At 58.8% G+C, this 21,244-nt stretch carries 19 protein-coding genes and 2 tRNA genes; 11 read left to right on the top strand and 10 right to left on the bottom strand.

Translation table 11 applies throughout. From position 1 onward, the window contains the following. Positions 1-39 precede the first annotated feature (39 nt). The 4 genes from gyrA to aroA all read left to right on the top strand — a co-directional run bounded on the left by gyrA (position 40) and on the right by aroA (position 6,776). On the top strand, positions 40-2,655 hold the full coding sequence (gene gyrA, locus GU3_RS11625) for a DNA topoisomerase (ATP-hydrolyzing) subunit A (RefSeq protein WP_014292732.1): 2,616 nt from the start codon (positions 40-42) through the stop codon (positions 2,653-2,655). Positions 2,656-2,787: 132 nt separating this feature from the next. Continuing rightward, complete coding sequence (gene serC / locus GU3_RS11620) at positions 2,788-3,873, top strand: 3-phosphoserine/phosphohydroxythreonine transaminase (RefSeq protein WP_014292731.1); 1,086 nt, start codon at positions 2,788-2,790, stop codon at positions 3,871-3,873. A 403-nt stretch (positions 3,874-4,276) separates the two neighbouring features. Beyond that, the gene (hisC, locus tag GU3_RS11615; protein ID WP_014292730.1) at positions 4,277-5,386 is read left to right on the top strand and encodes a histidinol-phosphate transaminase; all 1,110 of its coding nucleotides are present in this window, start codon (positions 4,277-4,279) and stop codon (positions 5,384-5,386) included. A gap of 103 nt (positions 5,387-5,489) precedes the next feature. Then, positions 5,490-6,776 carry a 3-phosphoshikimate 1-carboxyvinyltransferase gene (aroA, locus tag GU3_RS11610; protein ID WP_014292729.1) on the top strand — a complete coding sequence of 429 codons (1,287 nt, stop codon included), beginning with the start codon at positions 5,490-5,492 and terminating at the stop codon, positions 6,774-6,776. 50 nt (positions 6,777-6,826) lie between these two features. Here the strand turns inward: aroA and GU3_RS11605 are convergent, their stop codons facing one another. Beyond that, entirely contained in the window at positions 6,827-7,222 is a 396-nt protein-coding gene (locus GU3_RS11605; RefSeq protein WP_014292728.1) for a MerR family DNA-binding transcriptional regulator, read from the bottom strand. A 137-nt stretch (positions 7,223-7,359) separates the two neighbouring features. Here GU3_RS11605 and GU3_RS11600 point away from each other — a divergent pair, with 137 nt between their 5' ends. Further along, positions 7,360-7,848 (top strand): hypothetical protein, encoded by a 489-nt coding sequence (locus GU3_RS11600; RefSeq protein ID WP_014292727.1) that lies wholly within the window; start codon positions 7,360-7,362, stop codon positions 7,846-7,848. On the opposite strand, the gene GU3_RS11595 is transcribed toward GU3_RS11600, so the two are convergent. The 3 genes from GU3_RS11595 to GU3_RS11585 form a co-directional block, all read right to left on the bottom strand. Continuing rightward, positions 7,845-9,668 carry an EAL domain-containing protein gene (locus GU3_RS11595; RefSeq protein ID WP_014292726.1) on the bottom strand — a complete coding sequence of 608 codons (1,824 nt, stop codon included), beginning with the start codon at positions 9,666-9,668 and terminating at the stop codon, positions 7,845-7,847. The two genes, GU3_RS11600 and GU3_RS11595, sit on opposite strands and share 4 nt — an antisense overlap. A 239-nt stretch (positions 9,669-9,907) precedes the next feature. Then, a tRNA-Asn gene (locus tag GU3_RS11590) sits at positions 9,908-9,983 on the bottom strand. Between the two features lie 15 nt (positions 9,984-9,998). After that, positions 9,999-10,074, bottom strand: a tRNA-Asn gene (locus GU3_RS11585). A 788-nt stretch (positions 10,075-10,862) separates the two neighbouring features. Between GU3_RS11585 and phbB the strand changes: the two genes are divergently transcribed. From phbB to glnS, 5 genes are all read left to right on the top strand, one after another. Continuing rightward, the gene (gene phbB, locus GU3_RS11580; RefSeq protein WP_041543744.1) at positions 10,863-11,609 is read left to right on the top strand and encodes an acetoacetyl-CoA reductase; all 747 of its coding nucleotides are present in this window, start codon (positions 10,863-10,865) and stop codon (positions 11,607-11,609) included. Between the two features lie 37 nt (positions 11,610-11,646). After that, positions 11,647-12,858 (top strand): acetyl-CoA C-acetyltransferase, encoded by a 1,212-nt coding sequence (locus GU3_RS11575; RefSeq protein WP_014292724.1) that lies wholly within the window; start codon positions 11,647-11,649, stop codon positions 12,856-12,858. Between the two features lie 57 nt (positions 12,859-12,915). Then, positions 12,916-13,251, top strand: coding sequence for a phasin family protein (locus GU3_RS11570; RefSeq protein WP_014292723.1), 336 nt, complete (start codon positions 12,916-12,918; stop codon positions 13,249-13,251). 131 nt (positions 13,252-13,382) lie between these two features. Beyond that, positions 13,383-15,164 carry a class I poly(R)-hydroxyalkanoic acid synthase gene (gene phaC, locus GU3_RS11565; RefSeq protein WP_014292722.1) on the top strand — a complete coding sequence of 594 codons (1,782 nt, stop codon included), beginning with the start codon at positions 13,383-13,385 and terminating at the stop codon, positions 15,162-15,164. Positions 15,165-15,298: 134 nt separating this feature from the next. Next, entirely contained in the window at positions 15,299-16,960 is a 1,662-nt protein-coding gene (glnS, locus tag GU3_RS11560) for a glutamine--tRNA ligase (RefSeq protein ID WP_014292721.1), read from the top strand. 91 nt (positions 16,961-17,051) lie between these two features. On the opposite strand, the gene fur is transcribed toward glnS, so the two are convergent. Further along, positions 17,052-17,483 carry a ferric iron uptake transcriptional regulator gene (fur, locus tag GU3_RS11555; protein ID WP_014292720.1) on the bottom strand — a complete coding sequence of 144 codons (432 nt, stop codon included), beginning with the start codon at positions 17,481-17,483 and terminating at the stop codon, positions 17,052-17,054. Between the two features lie 516 nt (positions 17,484-17,999). Here fur and GU3_RS11550 point away from each other — a divergent pair. Next, the gene (locus GU3_RS11550; RefSeq protein WP_014292719.1) at positions 18,000-18,242 is read left to right on the top strand and encodes an LPP leucine zipper domain-containing protein; all 243 of its coding nucleotides are present in this window, start codon (positions 18,000-18,002) and stop codon (positions 18,240-18,242) included. A 79-nt stretch (positions 18,243-18,321) separates the two neighbouring features. Here the strand turns inward: GU3_RS11550 and GU3_RS11545 are convergent, their stop codons facing one another. From GU3_RS11545 to GU3_RS11525, 5 genes are all read right to left on the bottom strand, one after another. Continuing rightward, positions 18,322-19,230: a L,D-transpeptidase family protein gene (locus GU3_RS11545; protein WP_014292718.1), complete on the bottom strand. Its 909-nt coding sequence runs from the start codon at positions 19,228-19,230 to the stop codon at positions 18,322-18,324. A 98-nt stretch (positions 19,231-19,328) separates the two neighbouring features. Then, positions 19,329-19,856 (bottom strand): flavodoxin FldA, encoded by a 528-nt coding sequence (gene fldA / locus GU3_RS11540; RefSeq protein ID WP_014292717.1) that lies wholly within the window; start codon positions 19,854-19,856, stop codon positions 19,329-19,331. 44 nt (positions 19,857-19,900) lie between these two features. Beyond that, a complete protein-coding gene (gene ybfE, locus GU3_RS11535; protein WP_014292716.1) occupies positions 19,901-20,179 on the bottom strand; it encodes a LexA regulated protein in 279 nt (92 codons plus the stop codon). A gap of 2 nt (positions 20,180-20,181) precedes the next feature. Next, positions 20,182-20,403, bottom strand: a complete 222-nt coding sequence (locus tag GU3_RS11530; RefSeq protein WP_014292715.1) for a DUF2788 domain-containing protein — start codon at positions 20,401-20,403, stop codon at positions 20,182-20,184. Positions 20,404-20,459: 56 nt separating this feature from the next. After that, positions 20,460-21,224, bottom strand: coding sequence for an alpha/beta fold hydrolase (locus GU3_RS11525; RefSeq protein WP_014292714.1), 765 nt, complete (start codon positions 21,222-21,224; stop codon positions 20,460-20,462). Between the last annotated feature and the right edge of the window lie 20 nt (positions 21,225-21,244).

The raw sequence follows: 21,244 nt of genomic DNA, 5'->3' as shown, positions 1-21,244 counted from the left end.
TAAAGCCATATAATCAATAACCTGGGGACAAGGCTTGCTATGACCGATTTGGCCCGAGAAATCATGCCGATCAACATCGAGGAAGAGTTGAAGCGCTCCTATCTCGACTACGCCATGAGCGTGATCGTGGGGCGTGCCCTTCCTGATGTTCGAGACGGCCTGAAGCCGGTGCATCGCCGCGTGCTGTTCGCCATGAACGAACTCGGCAACGACTGGAACAAACCCTATAAAAAGTCGGCCCGTGTGGTGGGCGACGTAATAGGTAAATATCACCCCCACGGCGACAGCGCGGTATACGACACCATAGTGCGCATGGCTCAGGACTTCTCCATGCGCTACACCCTGGTCGACGGCCAGGGCAACTTCGGCTCGGTGGACGGCGACTCCGCCGCCGCCATGCGTTACACCGAAGTGCGCATGGACAAAATCGCCCACGAATTGCTGGCGGATCTGGACAAGGAAACCGTTGACTGGGTGCCCAACTACGACGGCACCGAGCTGATCCCGGCGGTGATGCCCACCAAGGTGCCCAACCTGCTGGTGAACGGCTCTTCCGGCATTGCCGTAGGCATGGCCACCAATATTCCGCCCCATAACCTCAACGAGGTGGTGGATGGCTGCCTGGCGCTGATCGACGACGAGCACATCAGTATCGATCAGCTGATTGAGCTGATCCCCGGCCCGGATTTTCCCACTGGCGGCATCATCAACGGCAAGTCGGGCATTTTCGACGCCTACCGCACCGGCCGTGGCAAGATCTACGTGCGTGCCCTGGCGGAGATTGAAACCGACGAGAAAACCGGCCGCGAGACCATCATCGTCTCCGAGCTGCCTTACCAGGTGAACAAGGCGCGGTTGATTGAAAAGATTGCCGAGCTGGTCAAAGAAAAACGGATTGAAGGCATTTCCGCCCTGCGTGACGAGTCCGACAAGGACGGTATGCGCATTGTGATTGAAGTGCGCCGGGGCGAGGTGGGCGAGGTGATCCTCAACAACCTGTACGCCCAGACCCAGATGCAGACCGTGTTCGGCATCAATATGGTGGCGCTGGACAACAATCAGCCGCGCACCTTCAACCTGAAGGACATGCTGGAGTGCTTTATTCAGCACCGGCGCGAAGTGGTCACCCGCCGCACCGTATTTGAACTGCGCAAGGCGCGGGACCGGGCTCATATCCTGGAAGGCCTGGCCATTGCTCTGGCCAACATCGATCCGGTGATTGAGCTTATTCGCCGCTCACCGACCCCGGCGGAAGCCAAGGCCGGGCTGCTGGCTCAGGGCTGGGAGCTGGGCAACGTGGCCAGCATGCTGGAGCGCGCCGGTGACGATGCCGCTCGTCCGGAATGGCTGGAGCCGGAATACGGCATTCGTGACGGCCAGTACTACCTGACCGAGCAGCAGGCCCAGGCCATTCTGGAACTGCGCCTGCACCGCCTGACAGGCCTGGAGCACGAAAAGATCCTGGAAGAGTACAAGGCGCTGCTGGATCAGATTGCCGAGTTGCTGCACATTCTCAACAGTACCACCCGCCTGATGGAAGTGATCCGCGAGGAGCTGGAAGCGATCAAGGAGCAGTTTGGCGACCAGCGCCGCACCGAGATCACCACTTCCAGCGCCGAGATCAACCTGGAAGACCTGATCACCCAGGAAGACGTGGTGGTGACCCTGTCCCACCAGGGTTACGTCAAGTACCAGCCGCTGACCGACTACGAGGCCCAGCGCCGGGGCGGCCGGGGCAAGTCGGCCACGCGGATGAAGGAAGAAGACTTCGTCGAGCGGCTGCTGGTGGCCAACACCCACGACACCATTCTGTGCTTCTCCACCGCCGGCAAGGTGTACTGGCTCAAGGTCTACCAGTTGCCGGAAGCCAGCCGCACCGCCCGTGGCCGGCCCATCGTCAACCTGCTGCCCCTGGGCGAGGACGAGCGCATCACCGCCATTCTGCCGGTGAAGGAATATGCCGACGACAAGGCGGTGTTCTTTGCCACCCGCCAGGGGACGGTCAAGAAAACCGAGCTGACCGCCTTCAGCCGGCCGCTGGCCTCGGGCATTCGCGCCATCAACCTCACCGAGGGCGATGAGCTGATCGGGGTGGACATCACCGACGGCGACAACGAGATCATGCTGTTCTCCGACGCCGGCAAGGTGGTGCGTTTCCACGAGGATCAGGTGCGGGCCATGGGCCGTACCGCCACCGGCGTGCGCGGCATTCGTCTGGGCGACGATGACAGTGTGGTATCGCTGATCGTACCGCGCGGCGAGGGTGCCATTCTGACCGCCACCGCCAACGGTTACGGCAAGCGCACTTCCCTTGAGGAATATCCCACCAAGAGCCGGGCCACCCTGGGCGTGGTCTCCATCAAGGTGAGCGATCGCAACGGTGCCGTGGTGGGGGCCATTCAGGTAGATGAAGCCAACGAGATCATGCTGATCACCAATGGCGGTACCCTGGTGCGCACCCGAGTGTCGGAAGTGAGCCTGATCAGCCGCAACACCGCCGGCGTGCGTTTGATCCGCACCGGAGAAGACGAACAGGTGGTGGGGCTGCAGCGCATTGAAGAGCCCGAAGACGACGATGAGCCGATCGAGGGCGAAGAGGGCCTGGCGTCCGGGAGCATCGATGATGCCTCCGCCCCGGCCATCGACGAGGAATAACACTGAGGCCTGCGGGCCTCTTTTTTGTAATTGAAGTCACATTTTTGCTTTGACTTGGCGCTTGCGCGCCGTGTAAAACGATGAAAGCACCGAGTTCACGGTGTTCCACATTAGCAGGTTAACTCAGGGAAAATGGAGAAGATGGTTTACAACTTCAGCGCAGGTCCGGCCATGCTGCCGGTGGAAGTGATGCAGCGGGCGCAGGCCGAGTTTCGCGACTTTAACGGGTTGGGCGTGTCGGTGATGGAGCTCAGCCATCGCGGTGCCGATTACATGGCGGTGGCGGCCCAGGCCGAGCGGGATCTGCGCGAGCTGATGCACATCCCCGACAATTACAAGGTGTTGTTCCTGCAGGGCGGTGGTCGCGGCCAGTTTGCCGCCGTGCCGCTGAACCTGATGGGCAAGAACGCCAGGGCCGATTACATCGTGACCGGTCAGTGGTCCCGCGCCGCCGTGGCCGAGGCCGAGAAGGTGGGCCAGGTACGGGTGCTGGACGGCTTTGAAGCCGGCGAAGAGCCGCGCAAACTGGCTACCAGCTGGGATCTGGATCCCTCCGCCGCCTACGTACATTACTGCCCGAACGAAACCGTGGAAGGCATTGAGTACGACTTTATTCCCGACACCGGCGACGTGCCCCTGGTGGCGGACATGTCCTCCACCATTCTTTCCCGCCCGGTGGACGTGAGCAAGTTCGGCATCATTTATGCCGGCGCCCAGAAGAACATCGGCCCCTCCGGCCTGGCGGTGGTGATCGTGCGCGACGATCTGCTCGACCAGGCCTGCGCCAATGTGCCGGCCATCATGGACTACGCCGCCATGGCCAAGGCCGATTCCATGCTCAATACGCCGCCCACTTACGCCTGGTATCTGGCCGGTCTGGTATTCCAGTGGCTGAAAGAAAAGGGTGGGGTAGAAGCCATCGGCAAGCAGAACCAGGCCAAGGCCGAGCTGCTTTACAGCTACGTGGACGGCAGTGATTTCTATGAGAACCGGGTGCACCCCAGTGCCCGTTCCTGGATGAACATTCCGTTTCAGCTGAAGGACGAGTCCCTCAACGACGCCTTCCTGAAGGAAGCCAAGGCCGCCGGTCTGCTGGCGCTCAAGGGCCACCGCATCGTGGGCGGCATGCGTGCCAGCGTGTACAACGCCATGCCCATTGAAGGGGTACAGGCGCTGGTCGACTTTATGGATGCGTTCGCCAAGCGGCACGCGAAATAAGCCTCAAGTCTTAAGTTGTCTTTAAGTCACGAATGGCTGTGAACTCGCCATGCGAAGCAGCAGCGCGGTTGCACTCCGCCGACACGCTTCAAGCCCCTCCATGGGGCGCTCGAAAATGCCATCCATGGCATTTTATGGTCGGCTTCGGCAATCCCCGCTGCTGCTTCGTGTATGTTGAGGATCGCCTGCCAGAGTCTGCCTGACGGCTCGGTATTGCGCGAGAAGGGCAAGGGGTATCTGTTTCGCCGTACCCTCTGCGCCAGGGATGGCGCAGTGGAGCCCACATGGATGTGTTTACGGCGTGTCGGCGAAACAGATACCCCTTGACCGACGAGCTTGCACGGCCATACAAACCACGACAGTCTGTGGGCTAAAGTCATCAGAATATATACAAGGAGCCATTGTGAGTATTGATTTTCTGGCCCTGGCCAACCCGGGCGTTCCGGGGCTGCATCCTTATCAGCCGGGCAAGCCGGTGGAAGAGCTGGAGCGGGAGCTCGGCATCAGTCACAGCGTCAAGCTGGCCTCCAACGAAAACCCGCTGGGGCCTGGCCCCAAGGCCATTGCCGCCATTCAGAAGGCGCTGCCGGAGCTGGCGCGCTATCCCGATGCCAACGGTTTTGCCTTGAAAACGGCGTTGGCCAACAAGCTTCAGGTGAATATCGATCAACTGATCCTGGGCAACGGCTCCAACGAGCTGATTGATCTCTTGTTCCACACCTTTGTGGGGCCAGAGCAGGAAGTGGTTTATTCCCAGTACACCTTTATCGTCTACGCCCTGGCCACCCAGGCTCATGGCGCCAAAGCGGTGGAAGTGCCGGCGGTTGACTGCGGCCACGATCTCGACGCCATGGCGGCGGCAATCACTCCCGCTACCCGGCTGGTGTGCATCACCAACCCCAACAACCCGACCGGCACCTTCCTCACCAAAGAGGAAGTAAAGGCCTTTATGGACCGCGTGCCGGAACAGGTGCTGGTGGTACTGGACGAGGCCTATACCGAGTACGTGGCCGAGGAAGAGCGCCTGCCGTCCATCGACTGGCTGAAGCAATACCCGAATCTTATCGTGTCGCGCACCTTCTCCAAGGCCTACGGCCTGGCGGGACTGCGGGTGGGTTACATGGTGTGCCATCCCGAGCTGGTATCGGTACTGAACCGAGTGCGCGAGCCGTTTAACTGCAACAGTCTGGCCCTGGTGGCGGCGGAAGCGGCGCTGGCCGATGAGGCTTATCTCGCCGAGGCGGTGGCCCTGAACAGCCAGGGCATGGCCATGTATGAAGCCTTCTTCAGGGAGCAGGGGCTGAGCTACATTCCCTCCAGGGGCAATTTCATTACCCTGGATCTGCAGCGCGACGCCGGCCCGGTCTATCAGGCATTGCTGCGGGAAGGGGTCATTGTGCGGCCCATCGCGGGCTACGGCCTGCCCACCTGCCTGCGCATCAGCATTGGCCTTGAAGCTGAAAACCGCCGCTGTATTGAGGCGTTGAAGACAGTGCTGGGTCGAGCCGCCTGATTGCTACTGCCGACCATCAACAGGGCAAGCCGCTTGCCCTGTTGATGAACCCCTGATAACGTCAGGGTAGCTTCGAACGTTTTATCCCATCTCCAGGAAGATTATGGAAAGCCTTAAACTATCTCCCATTGCCCGGGTGGAGGGCACGGTGAACCTGCCCGGCTCCAAGTCGGTGTCGAACCGGGCGCTGCTGCTGGCGGCCCTGGCTCAGGGCACCACGCGCCTGACCAACCTGCTCGACAGCGATGATATTCGTCACATGCTGGACGCCCTCAAGCAGCTGGGGGTGCAGTACGAGTTGTCGGACGACAAGACCGAGTGCGTGGTGCACGGTCTGGGCCGGGCGTTTAGCGCCGCCGAGCCGCTGTCGCTGTTTCTCGGCAATGCCGGCACCGCCATGCGTCCGCTGTGCGCCGCCCTGTGCCTGGGCACCGGCGAGTTTACCCTGACCGGTGAGCCGCGCATGTGGGAGCGCCCCATCGGTCACTTGGTGGATGCCCTGCGGGAAGCGGGGGCCGACATCAGCTATCTCAAGACCGACGGTTATCCGCCGGTGTTCATCAACGGCAAGGGCCTGTGGGGCGGCGATGTCCACATCGACGGTTCCGTTTCCAGCCAGTTCCTCACCGCCTTCCTGATGGCCGCCCCCATGGCCTCGGGCGATACCCGCATTCATATCAAGGGCGAACTGGTGTCCAAGCCCTACATCGATATCACCCTGCATATCATGAAACAGTTCGGGGTGGTGGTGGAGCACGACGATTACCAGACCTTTTACATCACCGGCAACCAGACCTATGTGTCGCCGGGGGCCTTTCTGGTGGAAGGGGATGCATCCTCCGCCTCCTATTTCCTGGCCGCCGGCGCCATCAAGGGCCGGGTGCGGGTCACCGGTATCGGGCGTGACAGCATTCAGGGCGACATTCGCTTTGCCGATGTGCTGGAAGCCATGGGCGCGAAGATCACCTGGGGGGATGACTTTATCGAGGCCGAGCATACGGGGCCGCTGAAGGCGGTAGACATGGACATGAACCACATTCCCGATGCGGCCATGACCATTGCCACCACCGCCTTGTTTGCCGAAGGCACCACCCGCATTCGCAACATCTACAACTGGCGGGTAAAGGAAACCGACCGGCTGTACGCCATGGCCACCGAGCTGAAAAAGCTGGGTGTCGAGGTGGAAGAAGGGGAAGACTACCTGGTGGTGACCCCGGCGCCGGTGCTGCAGGAGGCGGAAATCGCCACCTACAACGATCACCGCATCGCCATGTGTTTTTCACTGGTGGCGCTGAGCGATACCCCGGTGGTGATCCTGGATCCGGGCTGTACCTCCAAGACCTTTCCGGACTACTTCGACAAGCTGGCCAGCGTCAGCATAAGCGAATAAAGCCAAAAGCCCCGCCTTTGCGGGGCTTATCACGTCTTACGTCAGACGTATCAATGATGTTTCATTCTCTCCAGGGCTTCCCGCGCCTTGATGTCGGCGGCGTCCAGCTCGGCCAGTACTTTTTCAATGTCGTCCTGCTGCTGCTGCAGCACAATGCGTTTTTCCGCGATCATGGCGATCATGGAATGCAGCTGGGGGCGGGTGCTGTGCTCGGCGTCGTAAAGTTCAAACAGTTCGCGCATTTCCGCCAGGCTGAAACCGAGCCGTTTGCCGCGCAGGGTCAGGGTCAGGCGAATGCGGTCTTTGTGACTGTAAATGCGGCTGTTGCCCCTGCGTTTGGGCATCAGCAGGCCCAGCTCCTCGTAGTGGCGGAGGGTGCGCGGGGTCACATCAAACTCGTCGGCCAATTCGGATATGGTGTAGGTGACTTCCTTATTGGGCATCATGACAACTCCTGCGACAGCGGAAAAACAAGTTTGAGCGGCGAACCTTACACCCACGGCGGCGGGCTGTGAAGTCCGGCTTTGACTCACACCGGCTATTACGCCAAGATTGACTCTTTATCGCAACCGGCGGAGACGGCGTGTTTATTTTCAAGGTCAGGGACGGCGAAGGCGGTCAGGCGGAAATTCGCATTCAGGCGCTGGACTGGAGCGAGCAGGGCGAGGTCGGGTTCAGCGGCAACAGCGACGCCCTGGCGGTAACCCTGCTGTCGGGGTGCCGCAGCGGCCGGGGGCACTTTGAGCTGCTGTCGGGAGCCAAACCCATGGACGTGGAGCAGTGGCTGGAATACCTGCACGAGCAGGGCCGGTTGACGGAAGTGGACGTGGACATTTACAGCCCGCTCAATCAGGACTATGCCGGCCTGTGTGGCCTGGATGAAGAGCAGGTGCAGACCCTGCTGCAGCTCGTGTACAAGGTGGGTGGGTTTAACCGCCTGCAGATCCTGCGCTACCTCAAGCATCGTAAAAATCCGTCCACCATGTCTACCCGCTACAGCGCGGAAGAGCTCACCCGTTACCGCCATCTGGGTGAGCTTATCAACTATTTGATCAAGCTGAAATCGGCTTAAACCGAGGTCAGCGTCAGCCCCTTGAAGTCGGCCAGGGGCACGGGTTTGCTGATCAGATAGCCTTGTACGCCGTCGATATACATGGTTTCCAGCAGTCGCTTCTGATCTTCCGTTTCCACCCCTTCCGCCACCACGTGACAGCCCAGTCGCTGGGCCAGATCGATGATCATGCGCACAAATTGCTGATTGGCGCTGTCGTCTTGCAGGTGGCGTACCAGCTCTGGATCCAGCTTGACGTAGTCGGGCTTGAGATCCTTGAGCAGCCGGAACGAGCCGTAGCCATGGCCAAATTTGCTGATGGCCGAGCGGGCGCCGCTGCGCCGGATCATTTCCAGCAGCCGCTTGCCGCTGGTCAGCTGGTGCTCCAGCACATGCTCGTCGAGCTCGAACACCAGACCGGCGGTGACGTTGGGGTTGCGCATCAGTACCCGCTCCAGCCAGATCAGAAAGGAGCTCTGCTGCAGGCTGGCCGGAGTCAGGTTAATGGCCCAGCGCTGGGCTGGCAGTTCGTTAACGGCCACCTTGCGCAAAATCATTTCAATGATCTTTTGCTCAAACAACATCGACATGCCCAGCCGCTGCAGCATGGCAAACACGGTAGAGGCGGGGTAGACGCCGCCGTTGTCGTTGGGGAAATGGGTAAAAATCTCGTTGTAGCCGGGCAATGACGGTTTGAGCTGTCGGGCCGGCTGGACCATCAGGCAAATGCGGTCACCGTCAAGCATGCTTTGCAGCCGCTGGCGCCACTGACTCTCGCCCAGATCCTCGTCGTCACTGTTTTTCAGCACCATCCGCCAGCCATTGGGCTCACCGCTCTGGGCCTGGGCCAGGGCCGAATCGGCGCGGATCAGAATGCTTTCCGGAGACTGCCCCGGCAGCAGCTGGGTAAAGCCGATATAAGCGGCGCAGTCCAGCTCGTGCACGTCCTGGTAATGGTACAGCTCCTGCTGCAGCTCGGTGCCCAGGGCCTTGGCCAGGGGATCGCACTGGCCCGGCATCAGCACGGCGATATCGCTGCCGCTGATGCGGTAGGCATGAGCCCCCAGTCGGGACTGAATCACCTTGCGCACCAGCCGGGAAATGTCCTGCAAATACTGATCGCCGGCCTGAAAGCCATGACGGCTGTTGATGTCCTGCAAGGCACTGGCGCGCACCAGCATCAGGGTGGCGGTGGCGAGGCGGTTTTCATTGGCCAGCAATTGGGACAGATCCCGGCGAAAGGCGTAGCGGTTGCCGAGGGTGGTGAGGCTGTCCCGGTTACTTTGTTGCTGGGCTTCTTCCAGCTCGCGCTGAATGCCGTCCAGCTGCTGGCGGTAACGCCGGTGTAGCTCCAGAATGCCCTGGGCCAGGGCGTCTTCCGGCTCGGTGTGCGTCTGCTCCGGCTCCTGTAACAGGCGGCCGAGGTAGGCCTGCCGGTTGCCCATGGCCCGCCGGTAGCGGCCATACAAACCGGCACAGAGCAGCAGGCTGGCCAGTATCAGAGGAAGGGACAGGCTCAGCCACTGGCGGGTGGCCATGTGTGTGTCGAGCCGGTAAAACACCGCTTCGCTGCCCAGCTGCTGTACCGTACCCAGTTCACCAAACCACCAGGCCTGGTTGCCGGCATCCGCCGGGGTACTCCGGCTCAACTCGGCCAGGCCGGGAATAAAGGGCAGGGGAGCCGGCGCCGGGGTCAGCAAGGCGGGAAGCTGCTGCTGCACTTGCTGATGCCAATGGCCGAGGGCGCGCAGGGTGGACCACCAGGGCAGCAGCAGGCTCAGCAAGACCAGCACCATGGCCACCCACAGCAGGGGCCGACTGAAAGAACGGGATTCCCGCATAATCGGTATCCTTGTAAGAACGGGATAAATAGCAGAAGGATCATGCCGCTGTCTGTCGAAGATCGGGTTCACGGGCCAGATAAAACAGAAGCAGGGCAACAGTGTTACTCACTTGGTGCTCATGATGATCGAAGCCGGCGGGAATGACAAGGGCGGCGCGGCGGTGCCGGAACAGGAGTACGGCCGGTGAAGGGGCAGCAGCAACAAAAAAGCCGGCACAGGGCCGGCTTCTCAGTGTCTGGCTCCCCCTGCTGGACTTGAACCAGCGACATACGGATTAACAGTCCGCCGTTCTACCGACTGAACTAAGGGGGAACAACTTTTTTAAACTGGCTCCCCCTGCTGGACTTGAACCAGCGACATACGGATTAACAGTCCGCCGTTCTACCGACTGAACTAAGGGGGAAGAGGCATCGCTTGAATGCGTGGCGCATGGTAAAGGCTGGCCCTGGGGCTGTCAACACTGAAAATGACTTTCCCTGCAAAATCAGTCTGTTTGCTCTAATAGTATGCACACTCGGCCGAAAACCTGGCCAGACTGGGCAAAAGCTGAACACGGGGCACGGCCGGCCCCCTTGAGCCGGGTGGCTGTGGTTGCGAAGCCGGTGTGTCTGATGCCTGACGGTGCCTTAGGTGTGATGTGATCACAGGACCATCTTGCTGGTTGACCCGCTGAGCCGGCATGGCCGAAGCAAAAAAACATTTTCGACAACAGGGTCAGGATTTATGGTCCACAAGACCTGATAAAACATTAGTTGTAAATGGCTTGTTAACATTTCATTTTTCGGTTGAACGGTTAAAAAACTTTTTAATACGTTCAATGCATAAATAATCACTAAAAATCAGTCAGTATTGAAGTGTGGAATCCGCAGCTGTGTGGGTGTTGTTTACAACATTATGTTTTTAATGATTTTTTGTTGATTTTATTCGGTCTGAATGAGGGTTTGTTATTTTTCTACACCCGTTATTCTATTTAAATAATGATGAATGACTTTGTTTTTATTGAAAGAAATTATTTTAATGCATTTGTCATAAATATAAGGTTATAGTGTTCAAGCCTGAGCAGGGAGTTCGTTCAGGTGCATTACACAGAAATTGAAGGTGTTGTTGTCTTTGTCAGCAATAGTGGTTGGCAATGTGCACAAAAATAAGTTTGGCTTTCTTTTTATTGTATATACATGGAGTGAAGTGTTCATGACCGACAAAAAAGTCGCTTTGGTAACCGGTGCTGCGGGCGGAATTGGTACAGAAGTATGTCGTTTGTTTGTAAACAATGGCTACAAGGTGCTGGCTACTCACCGTCCGGGAAAGGAACAGCAGGCTGCCAACTGGCTGCAGGAAGAAGGCCTGTCCGGTCAGGATGTACAGCTGCTGGCTCTGGATGTTACCGATCACACGGCGATTAGTGAAGTACTGGCGAATACCCTGCGGGAATTGGGACGCATCGATGTGCTGGTCAACAATGCCGGCATTACTCGCGACGCCACCTTCAAAAAAATGTCCTGGGAGCAGTGGAAAGAAGTCATGGACACCAACCTGAACAGCCTGTTCAGCGTAACCCAGCCGATTTTCAATCAGATGTGCGAGCAGGGCAGCGGTCGCATTATCAATATTTCCTCCGTAAATGGTCTCAAGGGTCAGTTTGGCCAGGCCAACTATTCTGCCGCCAAGGCCGGCATGATTGGTTTCACCAAGGCCCTGGCCGCCGAAGGGGCCCGTTTTGGCGTAACCGTCAATGCCGTGGCGCCGGGTTATACCGCCACTCCCATGGTCACCGCCATTCGTGAAGACGTGCTCGATTCCATCAAAGCCACCATTCCTCTCAAGCGCCTGGCCACCACTGAAGAAGTGGCCGGAGCGGTACTGTATCTGGCCGGTGAGCACGGCGGTTACGTGACCGGTGAAACCCTGTCAGTCAACGGCGGCCTGTACATGCAGTAAGCCTGCGGTTTTCATATTTACGGAGATAAAAACAATTATGTCTGAACCTGTATACATTGTTGCAGCTAAACGCACCCCCATTGGCGCCTTTCTGGGCTCGCTGAAAACCGTTGCTCCCGCCGATCTGGCAGCCGCCGCCATTAAAGGCGCCCTAGAGCAGGCCAAACTGTCCGGCAAGGATGTGAACGAAGTGATCGTCGGCAACGTGATCAGCGCCGGCCAGGGCATGGGCATTGGCCGCCAGGCCGCGCTGGCCGCGGGCATTCCCGCCGGCATTCCCGCCTATACCCTGAACATGGTGTGCGGCAGCGGCATGAAAACCCTGATGGACGCCTGCGCCCACATCAAGGCCGGTGACGCCGAGGTGGTGGTGGCCGCGGGCTGTGAAAACATGTCGCAAATTCCCCATGTGGTGAAAGGCGATTTGCGCAACGGCCAGAAGATGGGCGACATGACCCTGTCCGACCTGCTGCTGAGTGACGGCCTGACCGACGTGTTCAACCAGTACCACATGGGCGTGACCGCCGAAAACGTGGTGGCCCAGGAAAACATCAGCCGTGAAGAGCAGGATGCCCTGGCCGTGGCCAGCCAGAGCAAGGCGGTGGCCGCCATTGAGGCCGGCTTCTTCAAGGACGAAATCGTGCCGGTGGAAGTGAGCTCCCGCAAGGAAGTGCTGACCATTGACACCGACGAATATCCCAAGGCTGGCACCACCACCGAGGCCCTGGCCAAGCTGCGTCCGGCGTTCAAGCGTGAGGGTGGCTCGGTGACTGCGGGTAACGCGTCCGGCATCAACGACGGCGGCAGCGCTATCATTGTGGCCAGCAAGTCCGCCGTGGAGCGGCTGGGCCTGACTCCCCTGGCCGAGGTGGTGAGCTATGGTCAGGGCGGCATCGATCCGGCAATCATGGGACTGGGCCCGGTGCCCGCCATTGCCCAGGCGCTGGACAAGGCCGGTCTGAAACTGGCCGATATCGAGCGTTTCGAGCTTAACGAAGCCTTTGCCGGCCAGGCGCTGGGTGTGGTACGCCAGCTGTCGAACCAGCATGGCATCGCCGAGCAGGCGCTGCTGGAAAAAACCAACAAGAACGGCGGTGCCATTGCCCTGGGTCATCCTCTGGGTGCGTCCGGCAACCGCATCATGGTAACTCTGCTGTATGAACTGCAGCGCAGCAACGCCAACCTTGGCCTGGCCTCCCTGTGTGTGGGCGGCGGTATGGGCACGGCGGTCATCCTCAAGCGGGTGTAAGGCATTCGGCGGTGCTCTCGCGCCGCCTTCGGTAGATTTCAATCAAAGGACATCACCATGTACACGGATATTTTCAAAACCTTCAACGACCAGACTGAAAAGACCTTTGGTCCTCTGTATCAGTACAACCAGCTGGTTGCCAAAAACTTTACCGCCCTGACCAACCTGCAGCTGGAAGCGGCTCGTCAGTACGCCGATATTGGCCTGGCCCAGTTGCAGGCCAACAGCCAGATCCGCGATGTGCAGGGCCTGGTGGCCAGCGGCGCCAAGCAGCTGGAAACCATGACCCGCATCAGTCAGCAAATGATCGAAGACGGCAAGAAGCTGGCCGAACTCTCCCAGGAGTTCAAGGCCGCGCTGGAAAGCCTGGCTGCGGACGCCAACAAGGGTTGAGTCTGGCACTCTTTCCAATGGTTGCTTAACAAGGGAAGGGGCCATATGGCCCCTTCCTGTTTGCCGGGCAACGCTTGCCGGGCAACGTTTGCCGGCTGACGGCGAATACCTTTTACGCAGGGAGGGAGACAATGCAGCAGAACAACATCTTTGAGGGCGGCGACCCCATTCGCCAGTTTTTTCAGTGGAATGAGACCGTCTGGTCCGATTTACAGAAAGCCAGCCTGGGCGACAATCCGGTAACTCAGGCCCTGTCCCGGGTCAATGCCGAGGATCTGAATACGTTTTACGAGGTGGTGTCCAGCAATCCGGTGCGCCTGCTCGACATGCAGATGCAGTGGTGGCAGGGCCAGCTGGCCATTTGCCAGAACAGCATGCTGCGGGCCGTGGATCGCAGCGCCGCGAGTGTGATTACGGATCCGCCCGGTGACCGCCGCTTTCAGCACCAGGGCTGGAAAGAGGATCCCAACTTTGATTTTCTGCGCCAGTCCTACCTGCACTTCGCCAATTCCCTGATGCAGACGCTGGATGCGGTGGAAGGCCTGCCGGATCCGGTGCGCCAGCGGCTGATTTTCTTTTTCCGCCAGACCATCAATGCCCTGTCGCCCAGCAATTTTATCTGGAGCAACCCCGAGCTGCTGCACCGCACTCTGGAAGAAAAGGGGGCCAACCTGGTCAAGGGCATCAGCCTGTTTCAGGAAGATCTGGCCAACAGCGCCAACCTGCTGAAAATTCGCATGACCCGCCAGTCCGCCTTTGAACTGGGCAAGGATCTGGCCACCACCCCGGGTGAGGTGGTATTCCGTAACGACATTTTTGAGCTGATCCAGTATGGCGCCACCACCGAGCAGGTGCACCAGACGCCCTTGCTGGTGATCCCACCCTTTATCAACAAGTTCTATATTCTGGATCTGCGCGAACAGAACTCTCTGGTGCGCTGGCTCAGGGATCAGGGTCATACCGTCTTCCTGATGTCCTGGCGCAATCCGGGCAAAGAGCAGGCCAGCATCGGCTTTCAGGATCTGATCCACTCGGGCACCATGGAAGCCATTCGCGTGATTGAGCGCATTACCGCGGAAAAGGAAGTCAACGCCATCGGTTACTGCATTGGCGGTACCCTGCTGGCCAGCACCATGGCCCTGTATGCCGCCCGGCGGATGAAGCCGAGAGTGAAAAGCGCCACCTTCCTCACCACTCTGCTCGACTTCACCCAGCCGGGAGAAGTGGGAGTCTTTATCAACGAGCCCGTGGTCGGTGCCATGGAGCAGATGAATGATACCCAGGGGTTCTTTGATGGTCGTCAGATGGCGGTGACCTTCAGCCTGCTCAGGGAAAACAGCCTGTACTGGAACTATTACATCGATAATTACCTCAAGGGCGAGGAGCCGGCGGATTTCGACATTCTGTACTGGAACAGCGACAGCACCAACCTGAGCGCCACCTGTGCCAGTTTCCTGCTGCGGGAGCTTTATCTCGACAACAAGCTGAGCCGGGGCGAGGTCAAGGTCGGCAACTTCGGGATTGATCTGTCCAAGGTACAGACACCGAGCTATTTCCTGTCCACCAAGGACGATCATATTGCCCTGTGGGACGCCACCTTCAAGGGGTCGACCCTGCTTGGCAGCGACACCACCCTGGTGCTGGGCGAGTCGGGCCACGTGGCCGGGGTGGTCAACCCGCCCGCCAAAAACAAGTACGGTTACTGGCTGAGTGACGAAGGCTTTGAGTCGCCGGAGCAGTGGCTGGCTTCGGCCAGGCGTGAAGCCGGCTCCTGGTGGCCGCACTGGCAGCAGTGGGTCACGCCTCACCTGGGCAAGTCCGTTGCCCCCCGCGCCATCGGCAATGAGGAATGCCCGGGCCTGATGCCGGCCCCGGGCCGTTACGTGCAGCAGACCCTGCCGATAGAAGAGTAATATTCAGCCGCCTGCGGGCGGCTTTTTTGCTTTTGCCGGCATTATCATGGCGGGCCTATTGAGCCCCGCACCGGAATCATGGATCATGGTCGTTTGATCCCATCATACCCTTTTCCAGTTTCGAGGTGCATTGAATGAGTCAGGCGGACCACAGTCCCAGCAATTTCATTCGTCAGATCATTGATGAAGATCTGGCCAGCGGCAAGCATCAGTCGGTGCAGACCCGCTTCCCTCCGGAGCCTAACGGCTACCTGCACATTGGCCACGCCAAATCCATCTGCCTGAATTTCGGCATAGCCGCAGACTACAACGGCAAATGCAACCTGCGTTTTGACGACACCAACCCCGAAAAGGAAAGCGTGGAGTACGTTGAGTCCATCAAGCGCGACGTGCAATGGCTGGGCTTTGAGTGGAGTGGCGACATTCATTATTCCTCCGACTATTTCGAAAAACTCTACGGTTATGCGGTGGAGCTCATCGAAAAGGGGCTGGCCTACGTGGATGAGCTGAGCCCCGAGCAGATCCGTGAATATCGCGGCACCCTGACCAGTCCGGGCCGCAACAGCCCTTACCGGGATCGCCCGGTGGAAGAAAACCTGGCGCTGTTTACCCGCATGCGCAAGGGCGAGTTTGCCGAAGGCACCGCCTGTCTGCGCGCCAAGATCGACATGGCTTCCTCCTTTATGGTGATGCGTGATCCCGTCATTTACCGGGTGCGCTTTGCCCACCACCACCAGACCGGTGACCAGTGGTGCATCTACCCCATGTACGACTTCACCCATTGCATTTCCGATGCGCTGGAAGGCATTACCCACTCCCTGTGTACCCTGGAGTTTCAGGACAACCGCCGCCTCTACGATTGGGTGCTGGACAACATCAGCATCGACTGTCACCCGCGCCAGTACGAGTTTTCCCGGCTCAACCTGGAATACACCGTCATGTCCAAGCGCAAGCTCAACCAGCTGGTGGTGGACGGCCATGTGGAAGGCTGGAACGATCCGCGCATGCCCACCATTTCCGGCCTGCGTCGTCGTGGTTATACCCCGGCGTCCATTCGCGAGTTCTGTAGCCGTATCGGCGTGACCAAACAGGACAACACCGTGGAAATGGGCATGCTGGAAGCCTGTATTCGGGACGATCTGAACGAGCATGCTCCCCGGGCCATGGCGGTATTGCGTCCGGTACGGCTGGTGATCGAGAACCTGCCCGAAGGGCATCAGGAAATGCTCAAGGCGCCAAATCATCCCAACAAGCCCGAAATGGGTGAGCGGGAGCTGCCTTTTACTCGTGAGATTTTCATTGATCAGGACGATTTCCGCGAGGAGGCCAATAAGAAATACAAGCGGCTGGTGCTGGGCAAGGAAGTGCGTCTGCGCAATGCCTATGTGATCAAGGCCGAGCGGGTGGAAAAAGACGACGCCGGTAACATCACCACCATCTATTGCAGCTACGACCCCGATACCCTGGGCAAGGATCCCGCCGATGGCCGCAAGGTCAAGGGAGTGATCCACTGGGTTTCTGCCAGTCATGGTCTGCCGGCACAAGTGCGGCTCTACGATCGCTTGTTCAGTGTGCCCAACCCGGGTGCGGCCGAGTCCTTTGAGGCGGCGCTGAACCCGGAATCGCTGCAGGTTATGGAAAACGCCGTAGTCGAACCGTCTCTGGCGGCGGCACCGGCGGAGCGGGCCTATCAGTTTGAACGGGAAGGTTATTTCTGCCGCGACAGCGAGTCCGACAGCCTGGTGTTCAACCTCACCGTGGCGCTGCGCGATTCCTGGGGTAAGGAAGGCGCCTGACGGTCATGATCCGGGCCCGACGCCCGGATTGCCAATACCAAAAAGCCGCGGATAACCGCGGCTTTTTTATGGTGTCTGCTGCACTGCAACCTTATTCGTCGTTATGGTTGCATTCATCGTTGTTGCAGTGGCCGTAAAGGTACAGGCTGTGGTTGGTCAGCTTGATGTTGAACTGGCTGGCGATGTCACGCTGGCGCTGTTCGATGACCTCATCATGAAACTCGATCACCTTGCCGCAGTCGAGGCACACCAGATGGTCGTGGTGCTCCTGGGTGGCCAGCTCAAACACCGACTTGCCGCCTTCAAAATGATGGCGGGTGACGATACCGGCATCATCGAACTGGTTCAGCACTCGGTATACGGTGGCCAGACCGATTTCCTCGCCCTGATCGATCAGCAGCTTGTACAGCTCTTCGGCACTGACATGCTGGGTTTCGGGTTGCTGCAGCAGCTCCAGGATCTTGACCCGGGGGAGTGTGACCTTGAGTCCTGCTTTTTTCAGTGCTTGATTGTTATCGGCCATAAAATCAACGATTCGCATTTCATTTGGGTATTGATGTTAATTCTGCGTCTTCCCGCCGCTAAAGGCAACCCGAATTCGCTTAGATCCCGAAAGGGAGCCGGACAGGGCAGGGGATAAAATGGCTTCATTTGAGGGCGAACGCATCACAGGGCTGACGCTGCTCTCGCGCTGCGGCCTGGCGGTCGTGGCCGGGAGCAAAGAGTAGGGGGCAAAAAGCAGGGCGCTGTTCGAACCGTGACAGACTCGACGAAATCCGACGTGCAACTGAGTCCGGCGACAAGTATTTTTTCGAATTTGGTATTAGTATTGTGGATGAAGGCGGTGTTTTGTTGGCGGCAGTGGAGTTAATGCTCTGGTGAGCAGAAAAAACCGACAAACAAACGCTTAATCATGATGTTAAGCAAAAATTCCTAATGTCATGGTCTATAAAATAATTTGCGATGAGTAGGGAACTTCGTTCATACTTAGCTCGCCAATGTGGTCTTTTTGACTCCCATTAAAAACAAGGAGCAGGTAATGCGTAATAAAATGATGATGGTTGGTGGTGTTGTTGGTGCCCTGATGCTGGCCGGTTGTAGCTCCACTACCGCTCTGGAAGAGAAACTGGACAGCCTGTCTCAGGACGTTCAGGCCGTTCAGCAAGGTCAGCAGTCTAACGCTGCCAAGATCGACCGTCTGGCTGCCGACGTTGCCGAAGCTCGCGCTTCTGCCGATCGCGCCAACTCTCGTCTGGATCAGATGGGCCGTTACACCAAGTAACATTCCCTTCGAATATCAAAAAGGCCTGACTTCTGTCAGGCCTTTTTTTATTTCCGATAAACGCAGGACGGCGGATAGATTAATACAGGGTCTGTCCTACCAGCTGGGGAGTGGCCTGTTGCTGGCTGATAATGCGCTCCAGGGTGCTTCTGTCGAGCCCGTTTTGCAGCAGCGGCTCCAGTTCACTCATGTCTATCGGACGGGTATCGACCTGGCCTTCTGCGGTCAGTGGCTCGTGAGACTCCACAAAGGTCTGGCCATATTCGTCGGTGCTGACTTTCAGCGACTGGTTGACGATTTGTACCCGAGTGCCCTTGTCCACCTGGGCGAACAGCCATTCCACGTGCTCCGGATACATGCGAATGCAGCCGGCGCTGGAGCGCAGCCCCACGTCGAGGGGATCATTGGTGCCGTGGATCAGGTATTCACCGCTACCATAGGCCAGGCGCATGGCGTATTCACCCAGGGGATTGTCGGGGCCGGCCGGCACCACGGCAGGCAGGGGAATGCCCTTGGCGGCGTATTCCCGCCGAGTGTTGGCGGTGGGCGTCCAGGTCGGGTTTTCCCGCATCTGGGAAATGGAGGTCACCATTTCGGGGGTGGCCCGGCCCACCCGGCCGATGCCAATGGGAAACACGTAGACCTGATCTTCATTTTCCGGATAGTAGTACAGCCGCAGTTCCGCCAGGTTGATGACAATCCCTTGCGTCTCGGCCCGGGGCAGCAGCATCTGGTTGGGGATCACCACCCGGTCACCGGGACGCAGCAGCAGCAGATCCCGCTCCGGATTGGCAGCCATGATCAGAATGGGGCTGACACCGTAATACCGGGCCAGGGCGGCCAGGGTGTCACCTTCCTGGGCGGTGTGGATCAGAATTTGTCCGACCGGCTGGCCCCTGTCCTCGGGCAGAGGCAGCGGGCGCACCGAGGCCTCGGCCAGGGATAGCGGCAGCAGCAGGCTCAGCAGTATGGCGCTTAACAGTTTCATTACTTGGTTCTCTCACTCTGGTTAGAGCCGGGATCATACCCTTGTTGCACAAAAAAGGGATGCGCCGGGCGCATCCCTTAAAGACCCGAGTTGTCGCGTTAACCTTCCAGCTCTTTCAGGCACATTTCTTCGTAGATCTGCTTGCACCAGGCCTTGACCCTGTCCTGAGTCAGCTCGGGCTGGCGATCCTCGTCAATGCCGAGCCCCACGAAATGGGCATCGTCCACCAGGGCCCGTGAGGCTTCGAAGTCGTAACCTTCGGTGGGCCAGTGGCCGATGATGATGGCGCCCCTGGATTCAACGATGTCCTTCAGGGTGCCCATGGCGTCGAGGAAGTACTCGGCATAGTCTTCCTGATCGCCGCAGCCAAAAATGGCGACCAGCTTGTCGTTGAAGTCGATCTGCTCCAGCTCGGGAAAGAAATCGTCCCAGTCGGCCTGGGATTCACCATAGTACCAGGTGGGAATGCCCAGCAGCAGCAGATCAAATCCGGCGATGTCTTCCTTGGTGCTCTTGGCAATATCGCGCACCTCGACCAGATGTTTGCCCAGCTCTTTCTGGATCATCTTGGCCACGGCTTCGGTATTGCCGGTATCACTTCCAAAAAACAGACCTACACTTGCCATAATTATGCCGTACCTGTTGAGAATGTAGTTGTCGAAACCTGGCCCTAGTCCTGATCCGCCAGCTGTTGCTGCAGCAGGGCCTGGATCAGCTCGGCTCGGCTGAGCCGGCGTTCATTGGCCAGAACATTGAGTTTGCTGAACAGTTGCTCATCTACCTTGAGCTCAATACGCCGAAGACCGCGTTCGCGATCCCGTTTGAGCTGATTGCGCTTGTTGAGCCTGAGCTGCACCTGCCGGGGCAGGGGATTGGTTTTGGGTCTGCCGGGCCGACGATCGTCGGCGAACAGGTCCAGCGTGGTTCTGTCTGCCTCTTGCTTGGCCATGATCAGCCCAGACCACCGCTTTCCCAGGCCGCCTCGATAATGCCTTTGGCGATAAAACCGGCACAGCCCAGAAACAGCACCAGCCACACCACAAAGCGACCAAATTTGGGCACGTTACCGCGCTTGAGCACATCCTGAATAGCCAGTCCGATCAGCAAAAATATGGCCACAAAAAACAGCTTCAGGCCCAGGCTTTCCAGCAGCTCGATTTGATCCAATGACATTGTGTTGACCGACCGTTAAGAATGGGCGCCACTATAGCATAAAGCGCCAAAGCCTGTTAACTGACTGAAAGCAGGAAATCCTGTACCAGACGGTTGAATGCCTGGGGCTTTTCCGCGTGCAGCCAGTGCCCGGCATCCTGTATCACCCGGGCCCGGGCATGGGGAAACTGGGCCTGTACCTCGGGCTGATGCTCGGGCAGCAGGTAATCGGATTCGCTGCCCTTGATAAACAGCACCGGCCCTTCAAAGGGCGCGGGCAGGCCGGGCCAGCCCATGATGTGCTGGTAGGCGTCATGCAGTGCCGCCACATTGAACCGCCAGTCTGCCTCTTCGGCCACAAAGGACTTGAGCAAAAACTGGCGTACACCGGCGATGGCCACATGCCGGGCGAGCACGGCGTCGGCGTCCCGGCGGCTTTGGCAGCCGGCGTCGATCACCGCCTGCAGACCGGCGAATACCTCCCGGTGGCGGGCTTCCCGGTAGGCCACCGGCGCCATGTCGGCCACCACCAGGGCCCGCACCCGCTCGGGAGCCAGGCCGGCGGCCATCATTACCGCCTTGCCGCCCATGGAGTGTCCCACCAGGGCGGGCCTGTCCAGTTGCAGTTGCTCACTCAGCGCGAGTAGGTCGTCGGCCATGGCGGCGTAGGTCATTTCCTCGCTGCGGGGCGACAGGCCGTGGTTGCGCAGGTCAACGGTAATGACATCAAAATGGTCACTCAGGGCCCGGTTCAGGCCGTTGAGGTTGTCCAGGTTGCCAAACAGGCCGTGCACAAGCATGACCGGCATACCCTGGCCCTGGCGGCGATAGTTCAGTTGCATGACACCGTGCTTCAATGGAA

Origin of the sequence: Oceanimonas sp. GK1, assembly GCF_000243075.1 — a bacterium.
In the GTDB taxonomy this organism is placed as follows: Bacteria; Pseudomonadota; Gammaproteobacteria; order Enterobacterales; family Aeromonadaceae; genus Oceanimonas.
Note: the sequence above shows the minus strand (reverse complement) of the source record. Positions and strands in the feature narration are given on the sequence as shown.